This is a genomic window from Limnobacter sp. (assembly GCF_046297615.1).
Taxonomy (GTDB): domain Bacteria; phylum Pseudomonadota; class Gammaproteobacteria; order Burkholderiales; family Burkholderiaceae_B; genus Limnobacter.
Map to the genome: position 1 here is coordinate 159346 of NZ_JBKBHM010000001.1, position 18322 is coordinate 177667.

The 18322-nt window shown below is 60.1% G+C and carries 13 protein-coding genes; 3 read left to right on the plus strand and 10 right to left on the minus strand.

The window, feature by feature from the left end:
* Positions 1-27: 27 nt before the first annotated feature.
* From bcsR to bcsB, 9 genes are read right to left on the minus strand one after another with little or no spacing between them, the layout of a single operon-like run.
* Positions 28-258: a BcsR/BcsP family cellulose biosynthesis protein gene (gene bcsR, locus ACK4FF_RS00805; protein ID WP_409703503.1), complete on the minus strand. Its 231-nt coding sequence runs from the start codon at positions 256-258 to the stop codon at positions 28-30.
* Complete coding sequence (gene bcsG / locus ACK4FF_RS00810) at positions 255-1982, minus strand: cellulose biosynthesis protein BcsG (protein WP_409703506.1); 1728 nt, start codon at positions 1980-1982, stop codon at positions 255-257. The genes bcsR and bcsG overlap by 4 nt, the downstream gene beginning before the upstream one ends.
* Before the next feature lie 5 nt (positions 1983-1987).
* Positions 1988-4474, minus strand: a complete 2487-nt coding sequence (gene bcsA / locus ACK4FF_RS00815; protein ID WP_409703509.1) for a UDP-forming cellulose synthase catalytic subunit — start codon at positions 4472-4474, stop codon at positions 1988-1990.
* Positions 4471-5211 (minus strand): cellulose biosynthesis protein BcsQ, encoded by a 741-nt coding sequence (gene bcsQ / locus ACK4FF_RS00820; protein ID WP_409703512.1) that lies wholly within the window; start codon positions 5209-5211, stop codon positions 4471-4473. The genes bcsA and bcsQ overlap by 4 nt, the downstream gene beginning before the upstream one ends.
* Positions 5208-5432, minus strand: coding sequence for a hypothetical protein (locus ACK4FF_RS00825; protein ID WP_409703515.1), 225 nt, complete (start codon positions 5430-5432; stop codon positions 5208-5210). The genes bcsQ and ACK4FF_RS00825 overlap by 4 nt, the downstream gene beginning before the upstream one ends.
* Positions 5429-6829, minus strand: coding sequence for a BcsE family c-di-GMP-binding protein (locus ACK4FF_RS00830; RefSeq protein ID WP_409703518.1), 1401 nt, complete (start codon positions 6827-6829; stop codon positions 5429-5431). Before ACK4FF_RS00830 ends, ACK4FF_RS00825 begins: the two co-directional genes overlap by 4 nt.
* Positions 6829-9201: a cellulose synthase subunit BcsC-related outer membrane protein gene (locus ACK4FF_RS00835; protein ID WP_409703521.1), complete on the minus strand. Its 2373-nt coding sequence runs from the start codon at positions 9199-9201 to the stop codon at positions 6829-6831. The genes ACK4FF_RS00830 and ACK4FF_RS00835 overlap by 1 nt, the downstream gene beginning before the upstream one ends.
* On the minus strand, positions 9194-10354 hold the full coding sequence (bcsZ, locus tag ACK4FF_RS00840; RefSeq protein ID WP_409703524.1) for a cellulose synthase complex periplasmic endoglucanase BcsZ: 1161 nt from the start codon (positions 10352-10354) through the stop codon (positions 9194-9196). The genes ACK4FF_RS00835 and bcsZ overlap by 8 nt, the downstream gene beginning before the upstream one ends.
* Positions 10354-12600 (minus strand): cellulose biosynthesis cyclic di-GMP-binding regulatory protein BcsB, encoded by a 2247-nt coding sequence (gene bcsB, locus ACK4FF_RS00845; RefSeq protein ID WP_409703527.1) that lies wholly within the window; start codon positions 12598-12600, stop codon positions 10354-10356. The genes bcsZ and bcsB overlap by 1 nt, the downstream gene beginning before the upstream one ends.
* Positions 12601-12821: 221 nt before the next feature.
* Here bcsB and ACK4FF_RS00850 point away from each other — a divergent pair, with 221 nt between their 5' ends.
* Positions 12822-13160 carry an STAS domain-containing protein gene (locus tag ACK4FF_RS00850; protein ID WP_409703530.1) on the plus strand — a complete coding sequence of 113 codons (339 nt, stop codon included), beginning with the start codon at positions 12822-12824 and terminating at the stop codon, positions 13158-13160.
* 14 nt (positions 13161-13174) lie between these two features.
* Positions 13175-16228 carry a response regulator gene (locus ACK4FF_RS00855; protein ID WP_409703533.1) on the plus strand — a complete coding sequence of 1018 codons (3054 nt, stop codon included), beginning with the start codon at positions 13175-13177 and terminating at the stop codon, positions 16226-16228.
* On the opposite strand, the gene ACK4FF_RS00860 is transcribed toward ACK4FF_RS00855, so the two are convergent.
* Positions 16216-17139 carry a MerR family transcriptional regulator gene (locus tag ACK4FF_RS00860; protein WP_409703536.1) on the minus strand — a complete coding sequence of 308 codons (924 nt, stop codon included), beginning with the start codon at positions 17137-17139 and terminating at the stop codon, positions 16216-16218. The genes ACK4FF_RS00855 and ACK4FF_RS00860 overlap by 13 nt on opposite strands.
* 55 nt (positions 17140-17194) lie before the next feature.
* Between ACK4FF_RS00860 and ACK4FF_RS00865 the strand changes: the two genes are divergently transcribed.
* A complete protein-coding gene (locus ACK4FF_RS00865; protein ID WP_409703539.1) occupies positions 17195-18322 on the plus strand; it encodes a phospholipase A in 1128 nt (375 codons plus the stop codon).

Genomic DNA, 18322 nt, shown 5'->3' on the forward strand with positions numbered 1-18322 from the left:
GCCAGAGGAGGCTACGGCGGTAACACCTTACTCGCCACCAGCCAAAGCATGGCTGAACAGGTAGGGCCAGCGCTGAAACGAGTCGTATACAGCCTGGTCCTGCTGAATGTCCTGATACACAGCGTGATCAAACCCTTCAAACTGGGACGAAAGGGCGTAAATGTCATGCGCCAAATCCACCGGCGGCATGAACAACTGAGGCGGGTCCTCAATCGACCAGTCCACTGGCCCTTGGGTGTTGGGGCGGTCTGTACTCATGGGGCCTCCGCCACAGGTTTGTCAGGCAATGCGGCACGTTCGGCAGGCCCCAATACCCGCCAGTCGGTGCCCGGCGCTTTCAGCCAAAACGAATCCCTGTATTCCATCACTGTGATATTGCCCTGCTGCGCCACATGACGGGTCGCCGGCAAATCGTTGAGCAACACTGGCCAGGCCGGGTCCGCCTGCTTTTGGGCATCGGCTTGAAGCACGCGCCCCAGCAATTCCGACAAGGCGAGGTAACTGCTGGGCTGTTTGATGTTCACTGGTGACCGTGGCTCGCCCGCTGCACGCGCGGTGGGCGAAACCCAGTAGCCAATCACCGGCACTCGGGTAATGCCCGGTGTGGGCAGCTCCCGCAGGCCCACCAGTTGACCAAACTCGCCCGACAAACCCGCCCCATGCTCAGGCACCACCAACACCAGGGCGCGCCGTCCACTTTTGCGGATGTCGGCAATCAGGCTTTGAATGTCGGTCAACAGGCGTTCTACACGCAGGGGGTAGGTGCTCAGGCTGTCCTGCCGGCTACCGGGCAGCACATTGCCGTCGTGCAGGGTGATGGTGTTGTAGTACAAAGCCACGGCAGGTTTGTTGCTGCTGAGTCTGCGGCTCCACCAGGTGCGCAGGTAGTCACCGTCGCGCCCCACGGCGCTGCCATCAAAAGCCTGCACGCCGGCAGGCACGGCCGTGTGGCTTAGAGGGTCTGGCACTGTGGCCCCAAGGTTGCCTTTGACCAACTGTCGGAAGTTGTCAAAAGTGCCGTTGTGGTTCATGCCCATTTCAACGGCATAGCCTGCTTGCTGCAACTGGCCGAACAGTTGGCAACCCTCATGCGCGGGGCTGTACAGCGATTTGTGATTGCCCTGCCCGCAACGCCCGCGCAACAGGCGTATGGCCGCTGGGCCGGAATAACTGGTGGCTGAATTGAAATGGTCAAACACAAAGTCAGCCCCCCTCAACAACGGGTGCTGGGTTTGGCGGGCAACCTGCAAATCAGCCCACGACATGGAGCAAACCTGCAGAATCAGCACATCAAAACCGGGGGTGCTGGGCAAGCTGTGCAAAGCCTGCGCGGCCAGGTGTTGCTGTGCCTCAAAAAACGACTTCAACACCCCGTCGGGTGTATTGCCCTGGGCATCTGCCGTGGCGCCAAGGTTACGCTCCCGAAGGGCATTCAAGGCTTCATAATCACGACGCCCCAAGGCCAGCAGCTCGGCGGGTGAGTCATTCTCCCGGCCAGTGGCCAGGGGCTGCTCCTGCCGACCCTTGGCCAAAAATGCCTGCACCTGCTCGCGTTGTGCATTGACGCCTTGTACCAGCGAAACCCCCAACACACCAAAGAACACCCAAGTACTGATGCGCAGATAACGGTTCAGCACGCGCACCAGCAGGTAGGCGGCCGTAATCACCCACAACTGCCAGGGTGCCACCGAACGCTGGGCCAACTCCCACAAATACTGGGGTGAAAAGCCAAACAATTGGCGAATCTGGTCAATCAGGGCCCACGACACCACAAGCCCCAATTCATGAAGCATCAAGGCTGTTGCAGGGGCCACCAAGGCCAAATCACGCAAAGCCCCAAACCACCATCCCAATTTGCGGCGCAAAGGGCTGCTCAGCACCAACAGGCCAAACAGCACGAGGTTGAGCCACGGGTGAAGCACCAGCACGCCGCCGGCGTGCAAACCCAATTTGATGAGGAAATAGAGGTTCCAGACCAGCATGGTGCTTACTGCTCCCAACGGGCAGCCGTGTCACTGTGCCCCAAGGCGCGGCGTGCCACGCTTCGGCCAATGTCACGCAACCACACAAACAGCCGCTCATACCCAATCCAGCCTTTGCTGAGCACATCTTTCAGGCCGCCTAGCGCCCGGTCACGGCGTTCATCTTCCTGCCAGTTCAGCCAGGCGTCGGCGCGGCCAAAGGTGCACTGAATCAACTGCGCTTCCTGCTGGGGCGAGAGGTTGGTGAACTGCACCTCCACGCGGTCGGTTTCACACAGGCTAAGCTTGGCGGGAAACAGAAACTCCCGGTCACCACGGTGCAGGCCCACCTGCACGTCGCTGTGCAGGCCAAGCCGCTGGGTGTCATTGACAGCCAAAGTGAGCCCAGCGGCGGAGTATTCCTCGGTGTGACAACTGATTGTGTAACCGCCGGGCAAACGCAGAAAGGCGGGCATCAACATGCGCACCCGGTGGTGGACGTGTTTCTGAACAGACTCGGTGGCCACACCCACTGCAGCCCCCAAGATGGCCAGGTTGAACGTACACCACAGCAGGTTCATCAGCACAGTGCCGGTTTCATGGGTATTGAACCAGAACAGCCGCCCAAGGCCTGTGACAAAACCGAGCAGGTTCAACAACAGAAGAACAAGATAAGGCCTGGCGATGTTGGCGTCGAAATAACTTTCGTCAATCAGCCCACCCTTGGCGGTGACGTTGAACTTGCCTAAACGCGGGTTAATGAAGGCCAGCGTGGTGGGCAATACGATGTAATAGGACAGCACGGTTTCATACACTTCTGACCAGAAACTGCGCCGGTATTTGCCCTGCATGACCGAGTTGGTGTAGCTGGCCATGATGAGCTGCGGCAGGGCGTAACTGAGGATGGTCAAGGCCGCTGCATTGATGAGGTGATACTCAAAAAACAGATAGGCCATGGGCATCAGCAAAAACACCAGCCGTGGAATGCCGTAGAAAAAATGCAGCATGGCGTTGGAATAGCAGATGCGCTGAAAAACACTCAGGCCCTTTTTCAGCAAGGGGTTGTCGAGCCGGAAAATCTGCGCCATGCCCCGCGCCCAGCGTATGCGCTGGCCAATGTGGCCAGCCAGGGTTTCTGTGGCCAAGCCCGCGGCCTGAATGTTGTTCAGGTACGCGCTGCGGTAGCCCAAAGCGTGCAGCTTCAAGGCTGTGTGGGCGTCTTCCGTCACGGTTTCAACCGCAATGCCACCCACGCGCAGCAGGGCCTGACGTTCAATGATGGCGCAACTGCCGCAGAAAAACGAGGCGTTCCAGAAGTCGTTGCCGTCCTGAATCAGCCCGTAAAACAGGGAGCCCTCATTGGGCATCTGCCGGAAAAAATTGAAGTTGCGTTCAAACGGGTCGGCAGAGAAAAAATGGTGGGGCGTCTGAATCAGTGCCAACTGTGGGTCTTTGCGGAACCACCCCATGCTGGTTTGTAAAAAAGAGCGCGTGGGAATGTGGTCGCAGTCAAAAATGGCGATGTACTGGCCATCGGTGTGTTGCAAGGCGTAGTTGATGTTGCCTGCCTTGGCGTGGCTGTTGTCGGGGCGTGAAATGTATTCAACCCCAGCTTGCCTGGCGAACTCTTCAAAGGCAGGGCGATGGCCATCGTCCAGAATGTAGACATTGATTTTGTGGCGAGGCCAATCAAGGCCTTGCGCGGCATACACCGTTGGGCGCACCACTGACAAGGGTTCGTTGTAGGTGGGAATGAACACATCGACTGTGGGCCAGTTGGCAAAGTCCACGTCCATGGGCACAGGCTTCCGGCGCATGGGCCACGCGGTCTGAATAAACCCCAGAATCAGAATAAGCCAGGTGTACGCTTCAGAAGCCAACAACACCGAGCCCAGAAACATTTCCACGCCGCTGTTCAAATCCATGGAACTGGTAAACCGCCAGAACACATAGCGCCCCAACACCAGCAACGTCAACGCCATCAAACACAGGTGGGCAAACCGCTGGGGGAAACGCTTGAACAACATGGCCAGCACATACACCACGGCGATGAATACCCATTGGCCCACAAGGCTCAGTGAGGCCTGCGCGGTGAAGGCCAAAGTGACCACCGCCACCAGGCCCACGGCAAACCCCAGCCAGGGCGTACGGTCCATCAGGTTAAGGGCGCCCTCAAGCCTGCGGCCCCGGCCCAAACGTGCTGCAATTCGGGCAGTGGCCTCGTCCAGCCCAGCGCGCAAGCCTCGGACCGGCTGCTTCAGGCCCCAGTTCCACAGCCAGGTCAGCGGCCGGGCAACATCAGCCACCGCATGCATCACCATGGTGAACAACAGCCCGGGCCAACGCACCTTGGTTCGCGCACTGCCCGGCTGCACAGGCATTGCAAGGCTGCCGGGGCGCAACCAGAGGGCCAGCAACAGGCGGCGAACTCGCCCAGCCGGGCTCATGCCGGGCCAGGGTTGCAGGTCAAGCCACCTCTCTATGCGGCTAAGCAAAGGGCCACGCGGTGTCATGACAACTCCGAATCAATCCAGTTGCACAGCTTTTGATGGTCCTCCACCAACTGCGAACGCGGTGCATAGCTCATCAAAGGCACGCCGGCGGCCACACTCTCGGGCAGGGCTTGGTCCTCGTGCAAATAAAAGGGCAGCAAACGATGGCCCAATTTGCTTTTGCACAGGGTCCACAAATCCAGGTGCAACACCTTGGACGAATCAAACCGGTTCATCACGAAGTAAGAGGCCCCTCGGCTGGCCAGCAAGCCGGGCAGCACCCGGTCTATGCCCAAGGCGCTGTTGGTGTCTGGGGCCATCAGCACCAGGTTCAGGTCAGTCAGGCGCAGCACAGCCTGACACGCGGCAGACGGCCAGCGCGGCAAATCGATGATCACCAATTCCTGAGGCTCCACATCATTGAGCAAGCGGCCGGGCAATAACTCGGGTTGTTCCGCCATCAATTGGTCGAATTTGATCAACGCATTTAAATCAGCCTGCCCAAACGACATGGCCTTGAATCCACCGTCGTGACCGAGCATGCCTTCATCAGGCAAACACTGCCCGGTCACACAGGCCAGCACACCCGGTTCATCGCCGGGCGTACCCAGCCCCAGATGAACCGGCAGCGTGTTTGCGGGGTCCAACTGCAGCAGACGAACCTGACGGCCCACTGCGGCCAAATTCGAGGCCAACGAAACGGCCAGTGAAGTACGTCCGACTCCGCCTTCGGTGGACAAAATGGCGATGGTGATCATTCGTCTTTCCCCTCGGGCTCTACAGCCACCCAGCGGCCATGGCGTACCCATTGTTCAGTGTGGCGGGGCAAAGCATTGCGGCTCCAGTTCACCCAATCGCTCAGCCAAATTCGGCTGGCAGGCTTGCGCATGAGGTAATCCAACAGCCACACCCCGGCAACCACACCGATCAACAAACCGACAACGGCCAACAACAGCCCCGCGCCAGAAATCCAATTCATGACATTTTCTCCCGCCCGATCCAGGCCCCCAGTCGGCTCAACCAAGGTCGCTCACCTTGGCCTTGGGTTTGATCAGCCCACAACTCCGCCAAAGGTTTGGCGGGTTCATCGTCATTAAGCAAAGCGTCCACTGCAACGGGTTCAAGCTCATCCCGCACATCCATCAGCAAACCCAGCTGGGTGGAGGCCTCGGTCAGGTGAATATGCCCGCTGAACAGCGTTTCCAGCGGCTCCCTGAAACACTGGCGCAAGGCCGTGTCCAGTTGCTCATCGGTGGGCTCGGCGTCCCACAGCTTCAACACATACAAGGCTTCCCGCGTGGCTGTAAACACCGCACCCGCCGGACCAAAATCGACCAAGCGCAAAGCAGTTCGTGCGTTAACGTGGTTGATCAGCGACAAGCGGGTCAACACCCCATGCAAACCCCAGCGGCGGGCCACGCTGGTCATCATGGTGCATTGGGTTGCAAACTCGCGGTTGCCCAACAAAGTTAACCGCCCCGGCATGAACACCTCATGCACATCTCTGGCGTAATACGCCAAGGGCTGTCCGGCGGGTGTCGCCGGGCTCATGGCCTGAGCCTGAAGCCCCAACTCAGCCAAACAATCCGGCCAAGCCCCAGTCACCACCGAATCAGCGCCCAACCGCAACAACACAGAGGCGTCAGTGGGTTCCAGCGACGAGTCGGCCTGAACGTGGATGGCCACAGGGTGGTCCACCGGCGAGTGGTAACGCCACTCATACAGCGTACGCGCGGCCTGGCCCAAACTGGTGAATGAACTCAGCGTCAGCAATTTGTGTTCAACAGTGTCTGCGGTGGCCATGCTCCACAATTCCGAGCGGTAACCCCATGACGTGGTCCACCATGGTTTGAAATCCACCACGCCCTCGGGCGTGGTTTCAACCAAACCATCAGCAAACAGGCACCAAGGTGCGAACTCGCCCTGTACGGGCAGAATCACACTCACCCCGGCATGGCGCGCCCAGCGCTGCAACAACTGCATTTGGGCCAATGAAGTGGCCTTGTCGATGGGCTCGTCACCCTGGTCAAACCACAACTCAGCTTGCTCAAGTATGACCCAGCCCGGTTTGAGGACGATCATCGAGTCCAGCGCGCGGCAGAACTGCCGGACACCGTCGCGTTCAACACCTTCGGGCAGCGCCTGCAGGGCACGGGTGGACACCACATCCAAACCACGCAGGGCTGGCGACTGGGTGGCCAGTGCAGGCGCCAACACTTGCCGCACATCCGCAGCAGGCAAGGCCGTAAGCCACAAGCAAGCCGGCGGCACAGTGCCGGGTGTGGCCTTCAACCAATGGCGTACCCAGTCAACAGCCACCTTTTGGGCTTGTGCATTGCGCACCACATACACGCCGTCTTTGGGGGTCTTGAACATCAGAACCTCGAATAGGGCGTGACGCTTTCGGGCGGAGCGCTGAATTCAAAGCGGTCTCCGAGACTGAATTTCATGTAAACGGACAGACGATCAGGGTTGTAGCCCTCGGAACGGTCAATCTCGCCACTGGCCCCAACCGCCCACGCGGGCGTTAACTGGTGCTCGATGCTGGCGCGCAGGCTGGTGCTAATGCCCCCACCGGGCCCACCGGCATTGCGCACCGCATTGCCCTGCGCCGCCGCAGCCAGCGCGAGTTGCGGGTCCAAGGGGTAAAGGTCGGTGGCGTCTTCACGGGATTCGCTGGCCCCCACCCCCGCCTGAACGCGCCAGGACCACGCCTGCGTCCGGCCGGTCCAAGTCACGGGGAAGGTCAGCGAGGCAAAGGCTTGGGGGCTGTAGTAGCCACCTTGCCCATAGGTGTAGAAGCGCAGGTTGCGCTGGAACGACCACAAAAACAGGGACGCGCCCAGTTCCACCTTGTGGCCCGGCCTTTGGAACACGGTTTTGCTGAGAATGCCTTGCAGGTTCAATTCACGGTTGTCTGGAATGTGTCGCCCAGTGATGACATTGGCCCGTGCAATGCCTACAAAATCCAGCGTCGGGGTTACCGGTGTGTAGTACACCGCCGAAACGCCATTGCGCCGGGCACCGCCCCAGGCTTGCCCTGTCAATGGGTCGATGGCCCCGGTGGACGACAACACACTGCCGGACACCATGCGGCGGGCCAATTCAAGGCGCAGGGAGCCGTCGCCAATCGACTGCCGCCATTGAACGCCACCCACCCAACTGTTGACCGGCAAATCGCCTACCGTGCTGCCCACGTCCAACCGCAGAGCCCCGGTTTGAACCCCGACGCCCAGCACCTGCCCCTTGAAGTTCTGGCTCAGCAGGTTCTGGCGTATGGCCGGGTCGTTGGCTGTGGTGGTGCCCAATTGCGCGAAGTTGGCCGACTGCGGCACGTCCACGGTGCCAGCACGGGCCTCCAACTGATCGAGGCGGACAAAGGCTGTTTTCTCGAAATCCAAACCCCATTCAATCTGAACGGGAATCTCACGGCTGCGAATGCCCGACACCCCGGGGCTACCGGCAATCGTCGCTTCGTCGTAGGCCATGCGCACTCGGGGCACAACACGCCGGGTCAACTCCTCGCGTGCTTGAACCACCTCAGGCTCTGCACGCCATGGGGTGGGTTGGGACAACAGTCGGCCCATGGCGTTGTACTGTCCCTCATCCTGCATGCGTGCCAGTTGGGCCCGGTATTCACCGTAGCGGATTCGCTTGTCCAACGCAGACATGCCATCGGTCCAGTCTGTGCGGGGCACTGCTTCCATCAACGCCAGGGCTTGGTCGGTTCGGCCAAGGCGGGTTGCAATCAAGGCAGATGCAAACCGCATCTCGCGCCCCTCATTCAGCGCCAAACCCTGATCCATCACGGTTCGGGCACGGCTTAAGTCAGCAGGCTCGCCCGCATCAATCAACACACCAGCCAGGTTGAAACGGAACCACGGATAATCCGGGTTTAGCACCACCGCCTTGTCAAGCAGACCGACGGCTTCGCGCAACTGCCCGGCCTTGGCCAAGGCATCGGCTTGGTTGGCCAGAGAATCCCCTTGTTCAAATGCCGAAGGCTGCGGATCGGCCTGTGGGGTACTGGCTTCCTGCGCCTGAGTTTGTTGTTCAGGCTCATTGCGTGAGCCTGAAGGTGATGCCCTGCCCACAGCGTTCCCCCGCGCAGCCAGCACGGCCGGGGCTGGGGCCAAGGCAGCCAAAGCGGAGGCATAACGGGTGTCTTGCGGGTACTGGTTCTGCAACTGCTGCAAACCCACGCGGGCTGCGGACCGCCCTTCAGGCGTGTCCCCCATGATGCGATACACCTGCAAGGCTGCATCACCCATCAAGGGCTCGCCAAGAATGCCTGTGAGTTTTGCAAGCAGTTTGCTGCGGTCGGCTTTGGGGGAATTCCATTGAAACTTCAATTCAGCCAAGCGTTGGCGTTGAGTGGTGGCCAACTCGATACATTGGGCCAGCTCACGCACCGCAGGATGGGTGGCGCCGTGCACTGCCAGCAGGCGCTTGTACCACAACTGCGCAGCCTGCACCTCACCGCGCCTAAGCTCAATCAAACCCTGCCAGCGCAAAGCAGACGCGTTTTCAGGGTCCATCAACAGTATGCGGTTGTACGACTGCGCAGCCAGGTCAAGGCGCTGCCGTTCCAGCCAATACTGGCCCTGGCTGTGCAAGGCCAGCCAATTGGTGTAACTGGCCGACGAAGCCACAGTTGCAGCAACCCCAGTTGGCCACACAGCAGCGGCCACGGCCAGCACAAAAGCACTGGGCCAAGCCACAACCCTCGGGGCCGAGTACTTACTCACACCGACGGCCCTCCAAGGCTTTCACCTTCAATTCCCCAGTGGGCCCAAAGCTGGCCAGCCCTTCCAGATGAGACTGGGCAAACAAGGTGAGCGCGGAGTTGTAGTAGCCATAGTTGCGCCAAGTGGCTTGGTCGCCCCGGCGTAGACCCTGCCTTTCGAGCAATTTCGCCAAGTCCACCAGCCCGAGCTGGCGAAGCACCGGGGCCACCGCCACTTGAAAACCCGCAGGACCGGCGTTGGGCGCAACACCTGTGCCGTTGGGCTCAAACCATTCCGGCATGTGCCCACGTTGACGAACCAAGGCTGCCCAAGGTTTCAGGCGGGCCAACAACGCAGCTTGAACCGGGTCTTGCGGTGCAGTCATGCCAATCCACAGGTAGGCTCGAATGGCGTCGTAATCCCCCCGTGCCTCGTCCGGTGGCAAGCCCAGCACACCCTTGTCCACAACCACCCAATCCGGCACACCATTGGGAAAAACAGTGTCCAGCACAAGGCGCTGGCTGCCCAGGTAAAGCCTTGCCCATCGGGGCTCATCAGCCCAGGCCTGGGCCAAGCGGGCCATCTGAAAACCGGGCACATAACTGGGGTTGAGTTTCACCTGTCCACTGGCCTGCACGAAACCGACACGCCCCGGCAACAGGCTTAATCCGAGGCCATCCACCTCCAGGGTTTCTTGGTCCAGAATCAAACGGCCCAAGGCCTGCGCCTTTTGGGCATAGGGCGCATGGCACCAAAGCCGGCTGGCTTCCAGCAAGGTGTAAGCCATCCAGAGGTCCGCATCTGAAGCGCTGTTGGGGTCAATCACCCCCCATTGCCCATCGGCCTTGCGGCCCCAATGCCAGGCGGGCAAATGTCGATCCAGGCTGCCGTCTGACAGGTTGTTTTCAGTCCAGGTCAACAGGCGATCAAAGGTGGGCCGATCGTTGGCCACCAAGGCAAAGAAGAGGGCATAGGCCTGCCCCTCAGACACGGTGCGCAAGTCGTCCTGACTGTGGTCCACCACGCGGCCATCGTCACTCACAAACGCCGAACGAAAGCCCTCCCAGCCGGGCCAGGTGGCGGCCGATGCCCGCATGCATGAAGCCAACAGCCCGGCAAACGCCAACACAATCAAGGCTTGGGCCCAAGGGCCCCGTTTCAGCCTGCCCGCCATCAGTGGGCACGCCCCCGACGGCCAGCGCGGCGGGCCAGCCAACCGTAGGCCAACAAGGCCAGCAGTACACCGCCCAAAGCGCCACCCAGTGCAATCAGAATGGGGTGTTCGGAGAAGGCAATGCGAATGCGCAACCTCCAGGGCAAATACCCGCTAACCCAGGTAGACCCGGTCTGAAAACTCTGAACCTCTTCACCACGCAGCAAAGTCACACTGCCGCGAATCTGGGGAATGTCGTCATAACTGGACAGGGCCGCCATGGCCCGCGCAAACGACGCTTCATCCGTGCCAGTCACCACCAGTGCAGACTTCTCACGGGTCCAGGGTGACTCAAAACCCAGAATGGCGCCCAGTGGCCCAGTGCCCTGAATCAAGGCGCGGGCCTGAGTCGCGGGCGGGGCTTCGTCCGCTCCGCTCCACAGGGCCTGAAACCAGCTCACCGCGCGCCCAAGCCCCAGGCTGCGCTGGGCTTGGTCCAACACCATGGGCAGGCTCATTTTTGCGCTGTCCAGCCAAGGCAGGCGGTCTGTGGCCCCCAGTGCCACCCAATGCTTGCCTGCGCCTTGCGCATCCTCGGGCCCCAAGGCCACAGTCACTCGCGACGCGGGCAGGCCTGTCCACTGGCCGAACAGGCCCATCATGTTCAAATACGCCTGCACTTCGGCGCCGGAAGGGTCCTTGGGCAGGATCATCGCCGTGTCCGACAAGTCCGCGAAAATGCTGTACGGGTAGCCGCCGTTGGCGAACGCGGTCAGGTTGGGCATCCGGGTGTAATGCGGCAGGGTTGAAAAATCCAGAGTCGATTCCGGGTCCACACTGCCCCGCGCCACTTCATTGGTCTGGGTGCAGGCTGTGTGCCCTTCAGGCTGGAAACCAAAGCCGAAAGTCAGTTCGTTACTGCCACCCACACGGAAAGCCGGCACCTGGAATGCGGACTCGCTGCTCAACTCTGCGGCACCCAGCAAGTCGATGTTCAAGCGGCTTTGTGCTTCATCCTGACGGGGCGACAACCGGAAAGACTGAATCAACGCGTTGTTGATTTCCACGTTGAGCAGGGAATCATTCCACCGCGATGGGGCGGTGTACCGGTATTTCAGCGCCATGGGAATGTTCTTGCCGGCCCAACTGAATAAATCGGGCGGCAGGCGCAGGTTAAGCCGCACGCGGGGCCGGTCTGCAGTGGCTTCCAATTGGGTGCTGTAGTCCATCAACTCCGCAAAACGCACGGGCCGATGGGTGGGCACATAACGCGGCGCGTCGTAGGGTTTGCGGGGTGCGCCCAGGTTCACCTCTTTGATGCTCGCCTGCTGCCCGCTGAGCACCTGGCCTTCAATCACCAACCCGTTGACGGCGGTCAACAGCTCCTCTTCCGTGCGGCCCACAATGTAAAGCCGCTTCACCCAGGGTTTGGTGGGGCTGGAATCCATCCACAGCATGGGGCCGGTGATGTTCGGTGTTTTGGTACCCGCAGGCAACTGGTCTGCCAAGGCCAGAATCACCGTGTGCTGGTCATCCGACGGGTTAGCCACCGGCTGAAACTCAGCCTGCCGATAAAAAGCCTGGGCCCCCATCCACGAGGCCAACACCCCTGCGGCTTTCAGCGTATTGGGCGAAAGCTGCTTGGGCAGCACCACGGGCAATTGAAGCTTGCGGTTGTCGCGGCGGTCGAAAAACGGTGCAGGCAACAAGGCAAGGTCGTTGACCAGGGGCTGTGGGTCCACCTGCAGGGTCAGGGTTGAATCGGGCCGCACATCAAGGCGCAGGGTTGGGTTTTGGGGGTCACGACATTCGGTGTCGTAAGTGCCGTCGTACTCAATACGAATGACCGAGAAATCCGTGAACAGGGTAGGGTCCATCACCAAACGGACCGAGTTCAACACCCCGGCTTTGGCGGCGCTCAGTTGGGCCATGGCCGACAACTGATTGTTCACATACACCCGGATGAACGACTGGTCATGCCGCATGCCCTGCGGGTACATCACCTTCAGTTCCAGGTGCGCGGCCCTCACCGCTTCATCCAGCCTCACGCCGGCATTCAACTCCACCGATCGGTTGACCCCGTTCAGTTTCAAACCCGAAGGCTGCCCCATCTGGGCCAGAGTCAGCACGCGGGTCTGGCCCAGCGATGCCGAGGCTGCGGGCGCTGTGGGTTCGGTCTTGGCGCTTGGCGCTGCATACACAGCACCGGGCGCAGTCAGCAACATCAAGGCACACAGCGCGGACAGATTCAAAATTCGCATAGGCATCGGTACATCGGTTGAGTTCAGGCCAGAGGCAGGCCCAAAACCTTCGGTCAAAAAGGTCCCCCAAGTGTGGGCGACATCCTTCGACAGAGTGGGCACGGGCGCCAGACAATATCGTATTATTGCCCAGAAGACAGAACAACAGTCACGCGTTTTCCCCATCCTTCGTTGTGCATGGGCATGTAACGGCTGTGACACAATGGTACGAACAATAGGATAACCCCATGATTTCCACAGAGAACCAAGGGCAAGTATTGGTGGTCCGCGTCAACACCGTGCGGCTGGACAGTGCGGTGGGCACCCTGATACGCAACACCGTGATCGCCCAACTGGACTCGGTGAGCCGTGTGGCTCTGGACATTTCCCAAGTCAAGCTCGTGGACTCGGGTGGCCTTGGTTCCTTGGTGGCCTTGCTGAAAAACGTGGTCAGCAAACAAGGCAAGCTGGCGTTGGTCGGCATGCACAAATCAGTGCGGATGATGTTCGAGCTCTCACGCATGGACCGCCAATTCCTGTTGGTTGACCAACTCGACGCCGCATTAAGCACCCTCAACAACGCCTGAGCAACCCGCACCCCGTGACCCAAACCACTCTGCCGCGCATTCTGGTTGTTGACGACTCGCTGGTCGAGCGTAGCCTGTTTGTCGGCATGGTGTCCAAATGGGGTTATTCGGTGGAAGTGGCGGGCAACGCCGAAGCGGCCCTTGAACGCATCATCAACGAACACTTCCAATTGGTGTTGGTGGACTGGCAAATGCCGGGTATGCCCGGCACCGAGTTGTGTGCCCGCATTCGGCACTTGGCGCTGGACCACGCGGTGTACGTCATTCTGATGTCAGCCCGGCCTGACGAAGAGTTTCTGATTGAAGCCCTTCAGGCCGGTGCAGATGACGTGCTGGGCAAGCCGGTAGACGGCAACGAACTGGAGGCACGGCTTCAATCGGCTCAACGCCGCATTGGTTTGCATACCGAGCTTCGCCAGCAAACCGAGGCTCTGTCGAAAGCCCATCTGAAAATTGATCAAGACTTGCGGGCCGTCTCAAGCCTGCAACGCAGTTACCTGCCACCTGCGCAAAGCCCATTTGAAAAACTCGGATACCGCTGGCTGTCAGTGCCTTCGTTGTACGTGTCGGGCGACCACTTGCATGTCTTTGAGCTGGAACATGGCTACATCGGCTTTTACCTGCTGGACGTCTCCGGCCATGGCGTCCCGGCTGCCGTCAAATCCATGCAGTTGATGCAAATGCTGGCCGACCAGTCCAGCGCCAGCGTTCTGTACGAACCCAGCAACCCCTTCACCGCGTGCCGCCCCATCGCAAGGCCCTCGCAAGTGGTGGGGCGGCTAAATACCCTGTTTCAGCAGACGGAAGTGGACCTGTCGTACTTCACCTTGATCTACGGCACCATCAACCCTTCCAAACGGCTGATTACCCTGTGTCAGGCTGGTCACCCAGCGCCACTGTTGCTGTCGGCCGACGGCTCGGTCAGCGCCATCGGGGATGGCGGATTTCCAGTGGGGCTGTTTGATGGCGTTGAGTTTGACGACATCGAAATCCAATTGGAGCCCGGGCAAGCCCTGCTGCTGTACTCCGACGGAGTCACTGAAGTCTCCAACGACGAGCTGGATGGCTTTGGGCCGGAACGCCTGATGCGGGTGGCTGGCGAACTGGCTGGTGCAGGGCGACTGTCCCAACTGCCGGAGGTGGTGGTGGAGACGATTCAGCGCTGGGGTGGCGACAGCGTGGCCCAAGGGTTCACCGACGACGTGTCTTTGTTGTTGCTCTCCCTCGACGACCTTCACCACGCGGACAACATCCCGGCTTCAGGCGGCCCGGAGCCTTTGGCCCCCACATACCGGCTGCCCCAGCCTGTCCACGCGCCACCCGTGACTGAAACCGAGTCATCCGGCTATTCCATTGTGATTGTCGATGACTCGAAAACCTTTCTGCGCATTTTCGAAGCCATGCTTCAAAGCTGGGGCTACACAGTATTCACAGCCAGGGATGGCGATGAAGCGCTGGATTTGATCGACCTGCACAACCCCGACATGGTGCTCACCGACTGGGACATGCCGGGCATGTCCGGGATTGAATTGTGCAGTCGAATCCGTGAGCGCCAGCAGTCTCATGTGTACGTGATCATGATCACCGGGTTTGCCGGGCGCGATGACCTGCTGCAAAGCCTGCGGGTCGGCGCAGACGACTTCATGACCAAGCCGGTGAACCCGGGTGAATTGAAAGTGCGTCTGAAAACCGCCGAGCGCATGATCAACCTGCATCGCAAGCTGGCTTCACGGCACAAGGAACTGGCGGGGCTGTACGAAAGCCTGCAGCGGGACATGCGGGAAGTGTCGCGCATGCAGCGCGCCCTGCTGCCCAAAGCAGAAAGCAGCCCGTGGCCCTGCGCCATTCAAACCCTCTACCAACCCCGAGAATTCGTGTGTGGGCAACAGGTCGGCTTGTTGACCACCCTGCCCAATGAACTCGGCTTTTTCATGCTCAACCTGCCCGGTGACGACACTTCCACGGCCCTGCGTGCAATCGCCCTGGCCCGCTGGTTTTCGATGAACCGGGCCACCGACCTGTTGTTCCCGCTGAACCCGGTCACGCACAAAGCCTGTCGCAACCTTAGCCAACCCGACTTGGTTCGCCGTGAGCTCGATGCCATCACGCCCACACTGGGTGCAGGCGCCTGCGACTTTGACCTGCTGTATGGTTTGCTGGACACCCGACAAGGCACCTTGCTGGTGGCCGGTCTGGGTGGATGGGTGTTGTGTGTGGCCGATCATGAAGGGCGTGTGGAACTGCATGAGAGCCACCCGGGCGACCTGGCCACATTGTTTGAAAACGTGATCACGCCGGGCAGCAAAATCCTGCTGGCCCCCCTGCACACGGCGCGGGCACTCTCGCTGAATACCTCGGCGGATTGGTCCAGACACATCAACGGGTCGAACCACCTGGACAGTGATCCCTTACACAGCCTGATTCAGGCCCTTCAGGGCAATGGTGCAGAGTCCCCGGAACACCTGATGCTCAGCGCCTTGCAATGGCGCAACCACGACCCACTCCATACCCTCGAACTGGGGCAGGCTGAACTCACCCAGCACATCAACCGGTGCCTGGCCCTGGCCAGTCGCCTTGACGACTCCCTGACCCAATGGCCAGACCCCCTAAAGCTGGGGGCAGCCCGCCGGCACCTGGCCCTGCAGGGCCTCAGTGACACCAACAACATCCCGGCCATCGGCGAAGCCCTGCGGGAGTTTGCACAGAACATGGGGCTGCCCGAAGCCATGGTGTACAACGCCCACCTGGCCCTGTCTGAAGCGCTGACCAACATCATGATTCACGGTTACGCAGGGCGCACACCCCTCCCCGTCACGGTCGTCTTAATCGGCTTTGAGTTCGGGCTGGCCATCGTGGTGAATGACTGGGGAACCGCCATTCCGGAGAGTGCGCTGGAACAGACACGCACCCACGGCGACTTTGATGAGATTGAAGCGCTGGAAGACATGCCCGAAGGCGGCATGGGGCTGAAATTCATGCACCTGGTGAGCAGCCGGTTTGAGTACCGCAGCGAGGGCGAGGGCAACACCCTGACCCTGCTGCTGGGCAGCGAGAGTCAAACGGGCTGAGGCCCAGCCGGATCAGGCTTGTTTTGCTCGGGCTCAACAAACGCGGCATCGTCGGCGTCAGCACTGCCCGGAGTGGGCTCAACCCAACCCGACTTCAGAAAATTCAAGCCCTCGATGTTTTCCTCGGCAAACTTGTCGAGCAAACCCATGATGCGTTCGTCCACAAACTTGCTGGCACTTTTTTGCAAGGCGCGGGACACTTCGGACTCAATGGCCATCATCGCCAAGGGGCGAATTTTCCAGATCAACTCCACCAACCGGGGCAAATCTTCCTTGGGCGGCAGGTTGTCGCCATACTTGTCCAGTTCCTGAACAAACAGAGACACCGCTTGGTCGCAGAAACTTTCCAGTTGCGTGCGCAAAGAAGAAATCAGATTCAGCAGGTCGGGCAGGGGGATGCCCGCGCGGGCCATTTCAGCACCGGCCATCAGAATTTTGGGGCTGGGTGCCCGGTAGCGCAACCCATCGGGTTCAAGCAGGCCCAACTCAATGGTTCGTGCCAATGCACCCCGGCTCATGTTGGTGCCAAACAGAGTGGCCAAATGAATGGGGTTGAAATTCTTGGGGGTTTCGTCGGTCCAGGGGCTGGTGATGGCGTGGGTCAGGCCCAGCAATTGCCGCAGGTCATAGCCCTTGTCAATCGCATCCAGCATCTCCTGAATGTTGCCCAGTGTGTACCCACGGCCCAACATTTGGCCAATCAGGCGCAATCGGGTCAGGTGGTCTTCATTGTAAAAACCCACACGCCCCCGCTTTTCGGGCGGCGCCAGCAAACCACGGTCCTGGTAGGCACGCACGTTCCGAACCGTCGTGTTGGCGGCACGGGCCAAATCGTCGATGGTGAACTCGCGCCCGGCGGCCACACCACCGGCATCTTTGTGAGGGGTTTTCTTGAAGCGGAATGAGACCATACCGGAATTGTAACCAAATGTGAGAGGATTGAGCCAGTTTGGGCTCACTACGACCATGATGACGCATTTCACACCCAATACGGCCCTTCGCTGGCGCAGTCTGCTGGCTTTTGCATGGCTGCTTGGCCTGCCCTGTGCACACGCCACACCTGACGCAGGCGAACTGGCGCTGCAACAATGCCGGTACATTGAAGACCCCCAACTGCGCCTGCGGTGCTTTGACCAAGCCACCGGTGGCCCGCTGCTGCCGGGGCAAACGCCCGCAGACGCCGAACCGGTCCAGATGACCCTGGACGAGGACCGCAGGGAGTCCGGCCAAGGGCTTCAATTGTTCAGGGGGCACCCCGACCAAACACTGTCGTGGCTTGACCAGCGTTGGGAACTGTCGCCACAAGCCAAGCGGGGCACCTTTCAGGTTCGCCCCTATCAGCCGGTTTACCTGTTGCCGGTTTTCTTGAACTCCAACCCCAACACCCGCCCAGACAGCCCCAACCCCGCCAACCGCGTTACTGCTGGCCCGGAGAACCTGGACAGCAACGAGATGAAATTTCAGCTCAGCCTGAAAACCAAGGTGGTTGAAAACCTGTTCGGTGACAATGGGGATGTGTGGTTTGGCTACACCCAAAGCAGCCGCTGGCAAACCTACAACACCGGCTTGTCACGGCCATTCCGGGAAACGAATTACGAACCCGAGGTGATGTTCACTTGGCGCAACAGTTGGCAGGCCTTCAAGGACGCCACGGGTTGGGACCCCAAGCTTCTTGGCATCTCGCTGAACCACCAGTCCAATGGCCGGGCACTGCCGCTGTCGAGGTCGTGGAACCGTGTCATGGGTATTGTTGGGCTTGAGCGGGAAAACACCTTGGTGCAGTTCCGGCCGTGGATGCGCATCTCCGAGCCTTCAGCCACTGACGACAACCCTGACATCTCCGATTACTTGGGGCGTGGGGACTTGCTGGTGGTCCACAAGGTTCGCGGGCATGAATTGTCGGCACTGGTGCGGCACAACTTCCGCGGGGGCGATCAATCGCGCGGTGGGGTCCAACTGGACTGGGGCATCCCCCTGCGGAACAATCTTCGTGGGCACATCCAGTACTTCTCCGGCTATGGCGAAAGCCTGATTGACTACAATCACAGGTCGGATTACTTGGGTGTGGGTTTCTCACTGGTGGGATGGTATTGA